Below are 15,527 nucleotides of genomic sequence, written 5' to 3'. Positions count from 1 at the left end.
ATGCACATTGTTGACGGAGCCTTGTCCAATCCGGTTGTCATCGGCGGCGCACTCGCAGCGGTCGGCGGCATTGCGATGGGACTAAGATCACTGGACCTTGACCGCATCCCGGCTGCTGGCGTGTTGTCGGCAAGCTTTTTTGTGGCATCTCTGATCCATGTCCCGATTGGCCCGTCATCTGTGCATTTGATTTTGAACGGTCTAGCCGGGCTCTTGCTCGGCTGGGCCGCATTTCCCGCCCTCTTTGTAGGGTTGCTTTTGCAAGCGGTATTCTTTGGCTTTGGCGGTTTAACCGTGCTCGGGATCAACGCCGTCAATATCGCGTTTCCTGCGGTATTAGCCTGGATGTTGTTTGGCCGCCTAATCGGCCGAGGCTCGCCTGTTCAAGGGGCGATCTGGGGCGGGATCGGCGGCGCCTTTGCAATTGCGGCCACAACCGCACTTGTCGCGGTTTCATTGGCCCTTTCAGGCGAAGAGTTCATTACTGCGGCGAAACTCGTGTTTTTTGCCCATATTCCCGTGATGGTCATTGAGGCTGTTCTAACGGGGTTTGCGGTCTTGCTCGCGCGCAAAGTCAAACCGGAGCTGTTTTTGAAAGGGCGAGCTGCGTGAAAAAGCTGATCTTAATGTGTGTGCTGGTTCTTTCACCGCTGCCTGCCCTGGCCCATAAGGTGATTGCCGGAGTGTTCCCGTCGGGTGATGCGATCGAAGGAGAATTGGGCTTCTCAAACGGGGATATGGCAAAAGATCAAGAAGTTGTTGTCACTGGTCCAGATGGCGCCGAATTGGGGCGCACGGTGACTGATGCGGATGGTTTTTTTGTGTTCACACCAAGCAGCCCGGTCGCGCATACATTTTTTGCCGATCTTGGTGCAGGCCACATTGCTGAGGTCACCATGCCTGCCGAGGAAGTCGCGGAGATTTTGGGGGTTGCGGCAGAAATAATGGATCCAGCGCCAGCCGACCAGTCAGGCTCAAATGTCAGCGGTGTGACCGTTGCCTCGCTTTCTGAGGAAGAACGCGCAGCGATTGCCCAAGCTGTTAGAGACGAGATGCGCCCATTGCGTCGCGAGATTGCCGCATATCGTGAGCACAATGACTTTCAGAGCATTCTGGGGGGTATTGGCTATATTGTTGGCTTGTTTGGTCTCGGTTTTTATATTGCCGCACGCAGAAAGTTGGCAAGCTGATGGCCCACGCACTGGAACCACAAGCAAAAACGCTCTCTGGGGCTGGCGGTGCCAATCTCTATGGCAAGCTCACAGAGCTTGATCCTAGGATGCGTATTCTAGCGATGTGTCTTTTTGCTGTGGTGACCGTGGCTTTGCAAACACTGTCAGCTTTGGCTGCTGCATTTTCGGTCTCCCTATGCCTGCTCATTCTGTCAGGCCTTCCCAAACGTCGAACCTTGAAGCGCATGGCGATGATGGACGGCTTCATCATATTCATGCTCGTGCTGATGCCATTCTCAATGCCGGGCGAGGCGATGTTCACAGTTTTTGGCTTTCCGGCGAGCTGGCAAGGGCTTTGGAAAGCAATAGAGATTGCACTAACAGCAAACACAGTGATCCTTGCCCTCATGGTTCTGGTTGGGACAATGGAGCCGGTCACCCTTGGGCATGCGCTCCACCGTTTGCGATGCCCTGAAGTCTTGGTTCATCTCTTGATGTTCACCATTCGCTATATTGAGGTGCTGCGAGAGGAGTATCTCCGGCTCCGAGGGGCCATGAAAATCCGCGGATTCCGCCCGGGAACCAACTGGCACACATATCGAAGCTTTGGCTATCTGGTGGGAATGATGCTTGTGCGGGCCATCGAACGATCAGAGCGTATCCTTTCGGCAATGAAGTGCAGAGGCTTTTCAGGGCGGCTTTTCCTGCTACAAGATTACGCACTGACTCGGCGGGATCGCCTCTTTGCGGTTTCGATATGCACGCTTTGTGCGGGCCTTCTCATTCTGGACCACCTATGACGATCCTAAGGTTCGACGACATTCACTTCGCATACCCTGGCCACGCTCCGGTGCTGAATGGTGCCTCGCTGCATCTTGAACCTGGAGAGCGATTGTCCATTGCTGGGGCGAATGGTGCTGGTAAATCCACATTGTTTCGCATTGCGCTTGGCCTTCAGAAGCCAGACGCAGGTACCGTCACGATTTTCGGTAAGGAGCGCAGTGTCGAGGCCGATTTCCATGAGGTGCGCCAACGCATTGGCTTGGTGTTTCAAGACCCTGACGACCAGCTGTTTTGCCCGACGGTCGCTGAGGATATTGCCTTCGGGCCGCTCAATTTGGGGCGCAGCAAATCCGAAGCAATCGCTATCGTAGATCGTGTCCTCACCGACCTTGATCTGATGCATCTGCGTGATCGCATCACACACAAACTGTCAGGAGGCGAGAAACGTCTGGTAACCTTGGCGACGGTACTTGCAATGGAGCCTGAGGCGCTTCTTCTTGATGAGCCGACAAACGCGCTGGACATAAAGAACGAGGCGCGGCTTCTGGAAATCCTTCAGAGGCTGCCGCAAGCCATTTTGTTGGTCAGCCATACGCCCTCATTTCGCGAGGCCTTGGCTCCAGATACGTTGGAGCTGCGTGAAGGACAACTCGTGGACTTACGCACTTAACCTGCTATCGCGTGTTACCGGGATACTGTTAGGCCGCCCCTATTCGCTCAACCTTTTTAAAAAGCGCAGACGTTGTGTTGAGCGCGCTCCCTGTGGCCAAAGCCATGTTGGGCAAGAGCATCCATTCCAATGTCCAAGAAACACCAGAACGCTCCTGTTCATGCAATGCCGCCAAGTGGATGCCCGACATCTGCGTGGCATTAAACTGTGCAGTGGCTACGAGCAGCTCAGCTTGTATCGGATTATGTTTGTGCGGCATTGCCGAGGAGCTGCCGCCACCCGAAATCTTAATTTCTTCAATGCCTTGCTGCGCCATCAATGCGATGTCCTTGCCAATTTTTCCGAGTGCCGCAGAGATGCAGGACAACAGATTGGCAAAATCTACAATGTTGTTCCGATTGGTATGCCAAGGCTGCTCTGGCACGATTAGGTCGAGTGACTTGGCCATATGAAGGGCAATCTCATCGACTTTATCCCCCAAGCTACTTTGATCCCCGACCGGTCCCCCCAATTGCAGAGCAAACCCACGGGACTTCAGCGCTTGCAAACGGTTTAGGCCATCCGCTAATCCAGCCCTCCATTGCCTCAACCGGTGCTCCGTGGAAATGGGCAAAGCTGCCTGCATGCGTGTACGCCCCATCAGAGGAGCATTTCCAAATCTTGAAATCAGAATATCGAGTTGTGACAAAATTTCGTTCAGACGGTGCCCAAAGAGGTCGCCAAGGCGGCTCAGTGTCATCATCCATGCGGTATCTACCACGTCTTGGGAGGTCATGCCGGTATGCAGCGCAGCGTGACTCCTTTGAGGGAATTGAGACCGCAATTCTTTAACAAGCGTAGGCACAACAACACCGTCAGTCGCGGTGCCTGCTTTAAGCACCGACCAATCAGGGACAAAAGAATCTATAGCGTCGCACGCCTCTTGAACCGCGCTGTCAGGAACCACGGTGTTAGCGCCCAGAGCAGTCGAGTAAGCCCGTTCTACTGCAAGCATGTGATCCAAACTGGTCTGGCCGGAAAGCAGAGTGGCTGTTTCGTGGTCTTCAAAAAGTCCATGCAGCCAGTGAACTTTATCCTGAAAAATCATGTTTGAGGTCTCCCAGTGACCCAAGCTTGTTACGCAGACACAGGTGTGAGTTGCAGCATCTCGCGCGCTTGTTGCCATGTGGCGACGGGCCGATGATACCTTTCACAAAGTTCTGCTGCGCGGGTGACCAGCGCTGCATTTGATGGCGCGAGCGTGTTGCGATCAAGGCGCACGTTGTCTTCAAGGCCGGTGCGCGTATGACCGCCTGCGGCAATCGCCCATTCATTCACCACGAGCTGGTTGACCCCGATGCCAGCCGCGCACCATTCCGCCTTTGGGGCGCTGGTTTGCATTGTTTTGACGTAGAAATCGCACACATCTTTATCGACTGGCATGGCATTTTTTACACCCATCACAAACTGTACGTAGAGCTTGCCGGGCAACATGCCTTCAGCGTTCATTCGGATCGCGTGCAGTATGTGGCTCAGGTCAAAAGCTTCGATTTCCGGTGTTACACCGTAGCGTCTCATTTCTTCGGCAAGCCAGGCGACCAGTTCGGGCGCGTTAGGGTAAATCCTTGTGGGGAAATTTACAGAACCGACAGAGAGCGAGGCCATATCCGGAGACAAGGGCAGCATACCGCCGCGTTCCTTTTCGGCTCCAGAGCGCCCACCGGTCGAGAACTGAATGATGAGCCCCGGGCAGTGCCTTTTTACCTCTTCTTGAAAACGCGCGAATTTATCCGGATCGGAAGTGGGTGATTGATCGTCATTTCGCACATGTACATGAACGATACTCGCTCCCGCGTCAAAAGCTGCCTGTGTGCTCTCGACTTGCTCTGCAATGGAGATCGGCACTGCAGGATTGTTCTCCTTACGCGCCACGGATCCCGTTATCGCGCAGCAAATGATGCAAGGTTTGCCCATCGTGTTTCCCTCACTCTTTCCTCTCACCCGGTACCTAAATGTCAAAAAATACTGTTTCGCCCTCACCTTGAAGCGTTATGTCAAAATTATAAACCACCGCATCGCCTTGAATAATGCGTGTCGCAAGCAGGGTGTCACGGCGTTCTTCCTGTTCGATCAGATTGAGGGTAGGATCAGCCGCATTGGCCTGTTCTTCATCATCAAAATACAGACGAGTATTCAGACCCAGATTGATGCCGCGAGCGACGATCCAGAGATTGATGTGCGGAGCCTGAACTCTGCCATTTGGGGCCCGCGTCTGGCCGGGCTTGATGGTCTCAAAACGCCACAGGCCAGTTTCAAAATCGGTGACCGCCCTGCCCCATCCCCGAAAATCTTCTTCTATGGCGTTGCCAGACCCCGCGTAGTGGCCCTTTGAATTGGCTTGCCAGACCTCGATAAGCGCGTCTTTCACAGTCGCGCCAGTGCCGTCTTTGATGTGGCCTTCTATTCTAATCCGTTCCCCTTCGGCATTTGGTCCAGCGATGTCAGACCCAAGATCTTTATTGTAGATTTCAATGCCGGTGGCGCGAGGCGCGAGACCAATATGGACATAGGGCCCAGCAGTTTGAGAAGGCGTTTCCTGTAAGTAGGGTAGTTTTTGCGCCATCAGTTACCCTCCAGTCGATTTTCAAACAACGTAGAGCGCTGTCCTCGTAGCACCACGTCGAATTTATAGGCCAAGCAATCAAACGGAATGGCCGCATTGAGGTCGAGCGGTGCAATCAGTTGCTCAATCGCTTCCGGATCAGGAACGGCATTTACGATTGGGCATTTGGCGATCAGGGGATCACCCTCAAAATAGCACTGTGTAACCAGACGTTGCGCAAAGCCTGTGCCAAATACCGACAGATGAATATGGGACGGGCGCCAACTGTTAACCCAATTGCGCCAAGGATAAGCACCGGGTTTTACAGTGCGAAAGGCATAGTACCCATTCTCATCGGTGAGGGCTCGACCGCATCCACCAAAGTTAGGGTCAAGTGGCGCAAGAAAGCTGTCGTTTTTGTGTCGATAACGGCCACCAGCATTTGCCTGCCAGATTTCAACCAAAGTATTTGATACAGGTCGGGCGTTTTCATCGAGCACTCGGCCATGCAGGATTATTCTTTCACCAAGTGGGACTTCACCATATTGAGCGAAATTTTGGAGCAGATCGTTGTCCAGCGGACCGGTATCATGATGTCCAAAGACGGGCCCGGTCATTTCGCCAATCGCATTTTCCAGAGCAATCCGGGGATAGTTCGGCGAACGGCTGACACTGGTTTTGTACGCCTCTGCACGCGCCGGGGGGTGGCGTTGCATATCCCTCTGATAGAAACTCCCTGGTTTGGTCATGGGTTGGGCCTCGCTCACTCGTTCGTACTGTGCACAGGTGCAGGTGGATCGCCTTCCATTTCAGCATAAGTCTGTTTTGCAAGCTTCAAAGCATGATTTGCACGTGGCACTCCTGCGTAAATCGCCACATGTTGAAAGCCTTCCAAAACATCTTCTTTCGATGCGCCTGTGTTGGCCGTCGCCCTGATATGCATGGGGATTTCTTCGAAGTTTCCCAGCGCAGCCAATAATGCCAATGTAAGCATGGACCGTTCGCGGTCTGATATGCGACCGGATGCCCAAACATGCCCCCAAGCGGCTTCAGTAATGAGAGTTTGAAACGGATGGTCGAATTCGGTTTTGGCCTGCTCAGCTTGGTCCACATGGGCGTCGCCCAAGACTTTGCTCCGCACTTTCATACCTTCTTCAAAACGGTCCACCAAAGCTGGCCTCCCTCCTCCAAAACGTCATGCATTTTACCTCAAATTCAATAGGGTAGCCCAACATAGTTCTGAGCAAAGACGGTCTGAGCCGCGCTATTTTCTGCCAGAAACGCCACATCAGCTTGCTGCATCTTTCGATCAAATTCGCTGTCATCAGGAAAGCGGTGCAAGAGCTTTGTTGTTGCCCAGCTGAAACGTTCAGCCTTCCAAACACGTGCTAAGGCCTTAGCAGAATATTCGTCGATGCCCCGGCTATCGCCCCCCTCATAGAGCTGTCGAAATCCATTAAAAAGATAGTGCACATCGCCCATCGCGGAATTGAGCCCCTTTGCGCCTGTGGGTGGTACGATATGTGCGGCATCTCCACACAAAAACAATCGCCCCCAGCGCATCGGTTCGCTAACAAATGAACGAAGAGGAGCGATAGATTTCTCAATGGATGCACCCGTCACAAGTCGATCTGCGTACTCGTTCGGTATCCGGCGCTTTAGTTCTTCCCAAAAAGCTGTATCGCTCCAGTCTTCAGGCTGATCTGTCAGGGAACATTGAATGTAATAGCGGCTCAGGTTTGCATTGCGCATAGAACAAAGCGCAAAGCCGCGGTCAGACCCTGCATATATGAGTTCATCATGGACCGGCGGCGTTTCGGAAAGAACACCTAGCCAGCCAAAAGGGTAAATCTTTTCATATTCCCGCCTCAGCTGAGCTGGGATTGTTTTGCGGCTTACCCCATGAAAACCATCGCATCCGGCGATGAAGTCACATTTGATCGTATGTGTAAGCCCGTCCTGTTCATAGCTGACCGAGGGTGTGTCGGTATCTGCGCCTTGAATAGTGACATTTTCAATATTGAAGAGGGTTTTCGCGCTTGCAAGCTCTCGGGCTTCGTAGAGGTCGCGCGTGAGCTCTGTTTGCCCATAAACCACAACGTGTTTGCCCGCGCGTTCAGAGAAGTTGACACCAAATTGCATCTCACCATGGCAGATTACGGTGCCATTATGACGAAAGCACTCTTTTTCAAGCCGCTGACCAACCCCCGCCTGATGCATCAGTGTGACGGTGCCAGTTTCAAGAATACCCGCGCGAATGCGGCTTAGGACATGCGCTTTGGACTGTCGCTCAAGCACCACGGTGTCAATCCCAGCACCATGAAGCAATTGCCCCAGCAAGAGCCCAGACGGTCCTCCTCCAATGATGGCCACCTGCGTGCGCATCGCTATCCTCCCTACCCCTCCTCAAGATATTGATTAACAATCGCGGTAAAGTAAATTGACGTTCCGCCCTGTCGCCTTTGACTAAGGTATTAGAAACAGCGTGATTGTCGGGAAAAGCACCAGCAGGATAACGCGCAGTATGTCTGAAGAGACAAACCAAAGCACAGATCTGTAGGTTTCCATCATCGGCGTGCTTCGATCCATCGCGTTGATGACAAACAGGTTCATTCCAACAGGCGGGGTGATCAATCCGACTTCCACCACAATTAGAACCAAGATCCCAAACCAGATTGCGACATGTTCCGCGCTCATGCCGAAATCAAGTGCGCTGATCACAGGAAAGAAGATTGGAATTGTCAAAAGGATCATCGAGAGGCTGTCCATGAGGCAGCCAAATACCAAATAAAAAACGAGGATCAGGCTCAAAACCATCCAGGGACTAAGGCCCAAACTCACCACCCAGTTTGAAAGCTCTTGCGGCACTTGGGTGAGCGCTAGGAACCCATTGTAAAGCGCGGCCCCCAAAATGATGAAGAAGATCATTGCCGTGCTGGTGGCCGTCGCGATGATGCTATCAACAAAGATCTTCCAACTGAGACTGCCGGACAACAAGGCAATGATACCGGTTCCCGCCGCACCTACCGCTGCACCTTCTGTTGGAGTGAACCAACCAAGATAAATTCCGCCGACGACTAGCGCGAAGATCAGCAGGACGGGCCAAACGTCCAACAATGCTTTCATGCGATCTGCATATGGAATAGCAGGTCGTGTACCAGCGGCATCAGGGTTGACTCGAACGTAGATTGATATGGTCGCAATATATCCCAGCGCAGCCAAAAGGCCTGGGATAAAAGCCGCCAAGAAGAGCTTGGCGATATTTTGCTCGGTCAGTATGGCGTAAATCACTAGGATCACAGAGGGCGGTATCAGGATGCCGAGCGTGCCTCCAGCAGCCAAAGTCGCCGTTGAGAACCCGCCTGAATAGCCATATCGACGCAACTCTGTCAGGGCGACGCGGCTCATCGTGGCAGCTGTGGCCAATGAAGAGCCACATATCGCACCAAAGCCAGCGCATGCACCTACCGCGGCCATAGCGACCCCACCTTTGCGATGGCCGAGCCAGCTTTCAGCAGCTTTGAAAAGCGCTGAGGACATGCCGGACAGCGTCGCAAACTGCCCCATGAGCAGAAACATCGGGATAATTGTCAGTGAGTAACTGGAAAAGGTGGAATAGGTCTCTGTTTTAAGGCGCGACATGAACATATTGGTGCCGCCCATGGCAAAGTAGAGGCCGCCTATACCGCACAGGAACATCGCCAAGCCAATCGGCGCACGCAGAAAAATCATCAAAAGGAGGACAGGAAAGGACAGATAGCCCATCTCTAGCATGCTCATTGACCGCTCTCCTCGGAACCGAGCAGATGGTCGCGCCCTACTAACATTTCCACCAAGCGCATAGCCGCACAATAGATGCTTACGATTGAAGCGACACACGCAGCGATGAAGCTCAAGCCGTAGGCCCACCAGATCGGAAACTGTAGGATAAAGGTGGTTTCGCCATAGCTTAGCTTGTTCTGCATCCCGACAAATAGGCGCCAGGTGATCAGCAAAATAACGGCGGACAGTACCAGTTCCCAGAATGCTGTGAGAATTCGATTGGCGCGGCGCGGTAGAGCATTGGTGAAGATATCTACCGTCGCATGTGCTTTGTAGAGCTGGCAGATGGGCAAAAAAGAAAAGATAGCGAAAGCCACTCCCGCCTCGACCAACTCAAAGTCACCATTGATCGGCCCGACGCCGCTGCTGATCAACCCAGCTGCTACCTTTTCCAACAAGCCTCTAAGAAGATCGGAATGGCCTAGGGTATTCAGTCCGCGGCCCAAAACGCTCAGGCAAGTAAGCCCAACCAGTAGCGTGAGCACCACTCCGCCTGCCACGGCCATCAGCCGCGCGAGGCGTTCCACCCATTTGTACATGCCCGTCTCCTCAATTCACGCCCCCGCTGTTACAGACGGGGGCATGTGCCTTCGCGCTTAGTTCTCGGAATTTTCGGCGATCAATTCGAGCGCCCGTGTGCGCAATCCAGTACCATCCAAACCCTTGCCATCCATTTCCGCGATCCATGCCTCCGTGGTGGGCTGGGCAGCAGCTTTCCATTCATCCACTGCTGCCTCAGAGAGTGTGATGATATTGTTGCCGCGATCCTTGGCTGCCTTGGCGGGGCCGGCATCATCAGATTGCATCTGTTTGCCAGCAAAACCCGAAAACTCGAGCCCGGAATTTGCGTCAATCACAGCTTTCAGATCATCGGGCAGTGCATTCCAGCGATCTTTATTCATCGCGAAAATAAAGGTGGTTGTATAAAGGGTTTCATCTCCAAAAGTCGTATGATTGCCCACCAGCTCGTTGACTTTGAGAGCCCCTGTAACCTCCCAAGGGATTACCGTCGCATCAATCACACCTTTTGAAAGCGCTTCAGGTACAGCGGGCACGGGCATTCCAACAGATGTTGCTCCCATAGAGCCAAAGAGCTGTGTGGTGACGCGCGTTGGCGCGCGCAGTTTGATGCCATTGAGATCCGACACGCTTTCGATCGGTTTTTTGGAATGGATCAAACCTGGCCCATGCACCCACAAACCAAGCACTTTGAGCTGCTTAAAGTCTGCGTCCATCATGGTTTCTTCGGCAAGCTGCCAATAGGCCCGTGAAACCGCTTCTGCACTGGTCATCGTGAAAGGAAGTTCGAACACTTCGGCGCGTGGAAAACGTCCAGGCGTATACCCAGCAACGGTCCAGACAATATCTGCCACGCCGTCAATCGCCTGATCAATAAGCTGTGGTGGGGTACCTCCAAGCTGCATCGACGGGAAGCGCTGAATCTCGATCCGGCCCTCTGACTCTGCCTCGATTTTATCCGCCCAGACATCCAGAATGTTCTTTGGCACATTTGCCTGCGCAGGCAGGAATTGATGCATCCGCAATGTGACGTCACCGGCAAACGCAGGCAGTGCTGAAAGTCCCATTGTGATCGCCGCACAGGCCGCCGCGCCAGCCGCTTTCACGAAAGTTCTTCGCATTTTGGTCATGTTATCCTCCCATTATGACCTGATGCGATGTTGGGAAAGCTGCGCGCGCGATGCAATGTTTTTTATCTATCATCGTACCCGCACCTGCTGCCACCGCCTGCAATTTCACTGTTTGCGGTAGCAATTTGGCGCCAATTCGCAGCGCCACCGGTGTTTCTTAGTTTGATTATTGCTAGCGCAGCGACAGTCCACATCCGCCGGATCAGAGTAAGCCCACGAGATCCACTGAGATGATATCAATCCGGCTTTGCGTATTTGTCCAGGAACTCCAAAATCAACGCTTGTTGCTCTTCGTCTACCCCGGCATTGGGGAACATGCTTGCGGTGATGCTGCGCCATTGCGCCTTTGTATGTGCCGCGGGATCCTGAGGTACGTGACAAAGCGTACAGTATTCATAGAAGAGCTTCTCACCCGGATCCATGTTTGAGGTGAATTCTTCCTGGAGACCGTCGGCCCTCTCCAACCCAAATCTTGCCACATCCAGTGAAACCACTTCCGAAATCGTGGCTGGCCCGTTGTAAGCCATATTGGGTCCTTCAACATCTGTGGCCTTTCGCAATCGCGCCAGACAGCTATTGGCAGTGGTCGCTTGACTGAGGCCCGAGGAGCGTCGGCTCGATGTAAGCATATTGATAGCCCCTGAGTTGCAGCGTCCTTTACTGTCAAACGAGAACCACGCCCCTTCATATAGAGACACAACACCGGGCATAATATTGTCTGTCACGCGTGCGCCAACAATCACTGCGCCGCGGTCATTGTAGAGCTCGACAAGGTCGCCATCTTGGATATCGCGATCCAAAGCATCGTCAGAGTTGATCAATAGGAATTCGCGGTCTTCAATATTAAGCTCATGACGAAGATCAGACTGTGCGAACTGAGAATGAATGCGATTGTAAGGATGCGGGCTAACAATGTGCAATTGGTCCGGCTCCGCGTTCCCAAGATACTCTGCTGGCTCAAGCCATGTTGGCATTGGCGGGCAGTCGTCTAAGTTCATATCTGCGATCGTCTGGCTGAAGAGCTCAATTTTCCCTGAAGGCGTCGCAAGAGGATTTGCAGCGGGATCTGTTCGGAAGGCGCCGTGCCGCACCCAGTCAAATTCTTCAGGAGGCTGAGGGACGCGCGCCACACCGGTTTCCCAGAACTCCTCAAAGTCCACATACTCGGAAGCTGTCGATTTGTCGTAAGACGTTTCGATAATCTCCATCCGGTCTTGATTGTTCGTGAATTGCTCTTCCACATTGAACATTGCAGCTAGCCGCCGAAAGATCTCAAAATCGTCTAAACTCTCACCAAGGGGTTCGATGAGTTTTCGCATCGCATACACTTTATCCTTGGAGTATGTGCCACCCGAACTGATCTCATCGCGCTCTACAGTTGATGTTGCAGGCAAAACAATATCAGAAAACTGTGCTGCGGCTGTCCACCAAGGGTCTTGGCAAACAACCGTTTTGACCTTCTCCATCGCTTTCAAGAGCTCGTTGGTGTCTTGTTGATGTGAGCCGAAGTTGTTTCCGGCATTATAGATCATATGGACATCTGGGAATGTGAAAGTACCGCCGTTGCGTGTGAATTCCTTCCCAGGATTGAGAAGCATCTCATTCAGGCGAGAGGCCGGGCAGATCCCCACGACGCGATTGCGCCCTTGAGGGAGGCCACCTGGTGCGCGTGCCTGAGCAAAAAGCGCGCCACCTTGCCCCCAGTGCCACGAGAAGCCAACCCCGCCGCCCGGCAATCCGATCTGCCCCGTCATCGCGGCAAAGGCTGTTATCGCCCAGTAGGGCATTTCGCCATGATGTGCTCTTTGGATTGCCCAAGAGCCAGCAAACTGCGTGCGCGTGCGGGCGCAGCGATTGGCCAGCGCGCGGATACGATTGGCTGGAATTCCCGTAATGGCGGCCGCCCACTCAGGCGTTTTGTGAATGCCGTCATCTTTGCCTTGCAGATAGTCGACAAAGCGCTCCCAACCCACGGTATATGTTTCAAGGAAGTCTTTATCATACGTGCCTTTCTCATAGACGTGGGTCGACATCGCGAGAAAGAGCGCAGAGTCTGTGTTTGGAATGATTTTCAACCACTGCGCTCTGAGCCATTCATCAGTCGTCGTGCGTTGAGGGTTGATTGAAATAAACCGAACGCCAGCTTCTTTAATGACTTCCCATCTTGGGAACATTGAATGGTCGGTTGTGCCGCCTTCAGCCCGGCCATTCTTGTGTGGGTCGGTACCGATCAAGACAAAGGTTTCACAGTGTTTGAGTATTTGCCACCAAGCGGTCTGACGTGAATAAACCTCCATGTCTCCAAGAACATGCGGCATGATGATTTGACCGGCGCCACCGGAAAAATCGCCGACGGTGACAGACGCCCCACCAATTAGGTTAAAGAAGCGGCCCTGCAGAACATTGGGCGTTAGCACCCCTCCATGCGCCCAGCCACCATAGGAAGTTGAGAAAATCGCCTCATTCCCATGCTGTTCAATGGTGTCCAATATGGCTTTAGCCGTAAGGCCAAGGGCGGTATCCCAATCGACACGCACAAACTCTTCTCGAGCGCGACGTTCTGGTTTTACATCTTCCACGCCATTTTGAACCGCTTCCAAATAAGACTTACGGACATGCGGATAAAGAACACGTGTCTTACTGTAGGTTCGACTGACAATTCCCTCGGATATCATTTTGGTTGGGCGCGGATCAAATTCAGTACGCGGTATAGCTTTTACCAATTCCCCATTCTCAACCATTCCCCAGAAGACACCGGCTTGGCCGGCGTGCGGAATGAATTGCACATCGCGATCCGCCTGAGCATAGGCACTCAATGGAGCGAGGGAAGAGAGGGCAATGGATGACGTCGACTTCAGAAAGTTCCGGCGCGAAATATGCATTTTTGCCTCCAATTATTGCCGAATAACAGAATTGGGTCGCACGTTTTGAATGCCGGCAGACTAACACAGCGTTTAGGCGGTTCCTACCGGGAGGCTCGGAGCCTTATAGGTTTTCATATAGAGCCGAAAACAAAGAAGATGCACCACCCATAAATTACAACGCAGTAAAGTACTTTGCTTTGTTCTTCGAAGAAGCGCCATTCACGGGTTATTCAAATAGATCATTCAACACATTGGTTTCGAGCATGCTGTAGAATTGAAGAAATAATCGCGTTGAATTTTGAACGGTTCGTTGATTCTTCTTTATTGACGAGGGCGGACTCAAAATCCGCCCAAAATGCGCGCTCTGTCCTCACAATGCGAACTTCGACGGCTCACTGTTGCAGCTCCGGAAACAACTCTCACTATCTTTACGTAGAGTTGATTTGCTAGGTTCTCGACATTTGTTATAAATGCGTTAACAAGGTTCAAGACTATTTAATTATATTAGCAATTTAAGCGACATTTCTTGTTCCTTAATAAGTCGTATTTTTGTGGGATTTTATGGGTTTGGATGCATGTCTAATTTTTCTGATGACTTTAACAGCCAGTTAGATTCGAACGTCTGGCTGATTTCAGATTATGCACTGCTAGGAGGATGGATCGACACTGCTTGGTCTCCGGGCAATGTTGCTGTTTCTGCAGGGCAGCTGACCCTGACACTTGATGATCAACCGTCTGACGGAAAATCATATAGCGGTGGGGAAGTTCGCACGATCAACGAGTATAGTTTTGGGCGTTATACCGTCGAAATGCAGACCGCATCTGGCAGCGGTGCAAATTCGACATTTTTTCTTTATTCTCCGGAAACAGAGATAGATTTTGAGTTTCTAAGCGAAGATCCTACAAAAGCCTGGCTGACCTATCACTTTGAGGGTGAAAGCGTTGGAACAGTGGTCGATCTCGGCTTTGACTCCTCCGCTGGTTTCCACACTTATGAAATTGAATGGGGGCCGGACTCAATTTCATGGTACGCGGATGGCGTTCTTTTACATTCAGTTGTCGACCCTATGGATCTGGATGTACCGACTGCTGACGCTCAAATATTCATGAGCATTTGGCACGGTACACCTAGCTGGATGGGGGACCCGAACTTTGCTCCGTCCACCACGGCATCTTACGAAAGTGTCAGCTTCACTGCGCGTTCTGCTGCGATCGCAAAAAACGATTGGTTCTTCAGCGAAACAAGCAGCCCCATGGAGCTCGACTTACTGGCCAACGACTATGATCCAGATGGTCTCTCCCTAGACGATTTAAATATCACCATTACCCAAGCTCCGGTTTATGGAAGTTTGAACCAGGATCCTATTTCTGGAGTCTTTACCTACACTCCTAGTAGCGAAGATTTCGTGGGTGTTGATCGTTTTGAGTACTCAGTTGTTGATGCTAATGGTGAGACATCCAATACCGCATGGGCCGTCGTACAAGTAGGCTTGGACCCCATTGATCCCAATGCGACGCAACTGACAAATGCTGATGACGACGGCCTGCCGTATTTGACTGGCGGCGCTGATGCGATCGACGGGTTGGCGGGTAATGACACGCTTTATGGCGGTGATGGTCTGGACACGCTTTACGGCAATATTGGTGATGATGCCCTCTACGGTGGCAGTAGCGCGGATATTCTCTATGGCGGCTCCGGCAACGACAGCCTGTTCGGGGAGAAGCAGAACGACACTTTGGACGGCGGCGCCGGTGCGGACACGCTGACCGGCGGCAAGGGCAACGACACCTATAAGTTCTCTGTGGTGGATGGCGCGGTCGATACGGTCACCGACTACGCCTGGTGGAACTTTATCGATGTGAGTGATGCACTGGTTGGCTACAACTCTGCGACCGATGACATCACGGATTTTGTGCGCTTCACCACGACCGGCAGCGACACGCTGATGGAAATCAATCCGGATGGGGTCAGTGGTTTTGTGCCCG

The 15,527-nt window shown here is 52.5% G+C and carries 15 protein-coding genes; 5 read left to right on the top strand and 10 right to left on the bottom strand.

What is annotated here, in order from left to right:
• From cbiM to J7412_RS16665, 4 genes are read left to right on the top strand one after another with little or no spacing between them, the layout of a single operon-like run.
• Nucleotides 1-612 (top strand): cobalt transporter CbiM, encoded by a 612-nt coding sequence (cbiM, locus tag J7412_RS16680; RefSeq protein WP_209079657.1) that lies wholly within the window; start codon nt 1-3, stop codon nt 610-612.
• Nucleotides 609-1,190, top strand: a complete 582-nt coding sequence (locus J7412_RS16675; protein WP_209079656.1) for a cobalt ABC transporter permease — start codon at nt 609-611, stop codon at nt 1,188-1,190. Before cbiM ends, J7412_RS16675 begins: the two co-directional genes overlap by 4 nt.
• Nucleotides 1,190-1,972 (top strand): cobalt ECF transporter T component CbiQ, encoded by a 783-nt coding sequence (cbiQ, locus tag J7412_RS16670; protein ID WP_209079655.1) that lies wholly within the window; start codon nt 1,190-1,192, stop codon nt 1,970-1,972. Before J7412_RS16675 ends, cbiQ begins: the two co-directional genes overlap by 1 nt.
• A complete protein-coding gene (locus J7412_RS16665) occupies nt 1,969-2,625 on the top strand; it encodes an ABC transporter ATP-binding protein (RefSeq protein ID WP_209079654.1) in 657 nt (218 codons plus the stop codon). Before cbiQ ends, J7412_RS16665 begins: the two co-directional genes overlap by 4 nt.
• Before the next feature lie 28 nt (nt 2,626-2,653).
• On the opposite strand, the gene J7412_RS16660 is transcribed toward J7412_RS16665, so the two are convergent.
• From J7412_RS16660 to J7412_RS16615, 10 genes are all read right to left on the bottom strand, one after another.
• Nucleotides 2,654-3,712 carry a 3-carboxy-cis,cis-muconate cycloisomerase gene (locus J7412_RS16660; protein WP_209079653.1) on the bottom strand — a complete coding sequence of 353 codons (1,059 nt, stop codon included), beginning with the start codon at nt 3,710-3,712 and terminating at the stop codon, nt 2,654-2,656.
• Between the two features lie 29 nt (nt 3,713-3,741).
• Nucleotides 3,742-4,578 carry a 3-keto-5-aminohexanoate cleavage protein gene (locus tag J7412_RS16655; protein ID WP_209079881.1) on the bottom strand — a complete coding sequence of 279 codons (837 nt, stop codon included), beginning with the start codon at nt 4,576-4,578 and terminating at the stop codon, nt 3,742-3,744.
• Nucleotides 4,579-4,612: 34 nt separating this feature from the next.
• Nucleotides 4,613-5,227: a protocatechuate 3,4-dioxygenase subunit alpha gene (gene pcaG, locus J7412_RS16650; RefSeq protein ID WP_209079652.1), complete on the bottom strand. Its 615-nt coding sequence runs from the start codon at nt 5,225-5,227 to the stop codon at nt 4,613-4,615.
• Complete coding sequence (pcaH, locus tag J7412_RS16645) at nt 5,227-5,955, bottom strand: protocatechuate 3,4-dioxygenase subunit beta (protein ID WP_209079651.1); 729 nt, start codon at nt 5,953-5,955, stop codon at nt 5,227-5,229. Before pcaH ends, pcaG begins: the two co-directional genes overlap by 1 nt.
• A gap of 14 nt (nt 5,956-5,969) precedes the next feature.
• Complete coding sequence (pcaC, locus tag J7412_RS16640) at nt 5,970-6,377, bottom strand: 4-carboxymuconolactone decarboxylase (protein WP_209079650.1); 408 nt, start codon at nt 6,375-6,377, stop codon at nt 5,970-5,972.
• A 44-nt stretch (nt 6,378-6,421) separates the two neighbouring features.
• On the bottom strand, nt 6,422-7,591 hold the full coding sequence (pobA, locus tag J7412_RS16635) for a 4-hydroxybenzoate 3-monooxygenase (protein ID WP_209079649.1): 1,170 nt from the start codon (nt 7,589-7,591) through the stop codon (nt 6,422-6,424).
• An 81-nt stretch (nt 7,592-7,672) separates the two neighbouring features.
• On the bottom strand, nt 7,673-8,986 hold the full coding sequence (locus J7412_RS16630) for a TRAP transporter large permease (protein WP_209079648.1): 1,314 nt from the start codon (nt 8,984-8,986) through the stop codon (nt 7,673-7,675).
• Nucleotides 8,983-9,567: a TRAP transporter small permease gene (locus tag J7412_RS16625; RefSeq protein ID WP_209079647.1), complete on the bottom strand. Its 585-nt coding sequence runs from the start codon at nt 9,565-9,567 to the stop codon at nt 8,983-8,985. Before J7412_RS16625 ends, J7412_RS16630 begins: the two co-directional genes overlap by 4 nt.
• A gap of 57 nt (nt 9,568-9,624) precedes the next feature.
• On the bottom strand, nt 9,625-10,677 hold the full coding sequence (locus J7412_RS16620) for a TRAP transporter substrate-binding protein (protein WP_209079646.1): 1,053 nt from the start codon (nt 10,675-10,677) through the stop codon (nt 9,625-9,627).
• Between the two features lie 236 nt (nt 10,678-10,913).
• A complete protein-coding gene (locus tag J7412_RS16615) occupies nt 10,914-13,559 on the bottom strand; it encodes a molybdopterin-dependent oxidoreductase (RefSeq protein ID WP_209079645.1) in 2,646 nt (881 codons plus the stop codon).
• Nucleotides 13,560-14,116: 557 nt separating this feature from the next.
• Here J7412_RS16615 and J7412_RS16610 point away from each other — a divergent pair.
• Nucleotides 14,117-15,527, top strand: a 1,411-nt coding sequence (locus tag J7412_RS16610) for a family 16 glycosylhydrolase (RefSeq protein ID WP_209079644.1), incomplete at its 3' end; no start/stop codon positions are given.

Source organism: Shimia sp. R9_3 (assembly GCF_017743755.1).
Classification (GTDB): domain Bacteria; phylum Pseudomonadota; class Alphaproteobacteria; order Rhodobacterales; family Rhodobacteraceae; genus Shimia.
The sequence above is the reverse complement of the archived record's forward strand: the minus strand, read 5'-3'. Positions and strand labels throughout refer to the sequence as shown.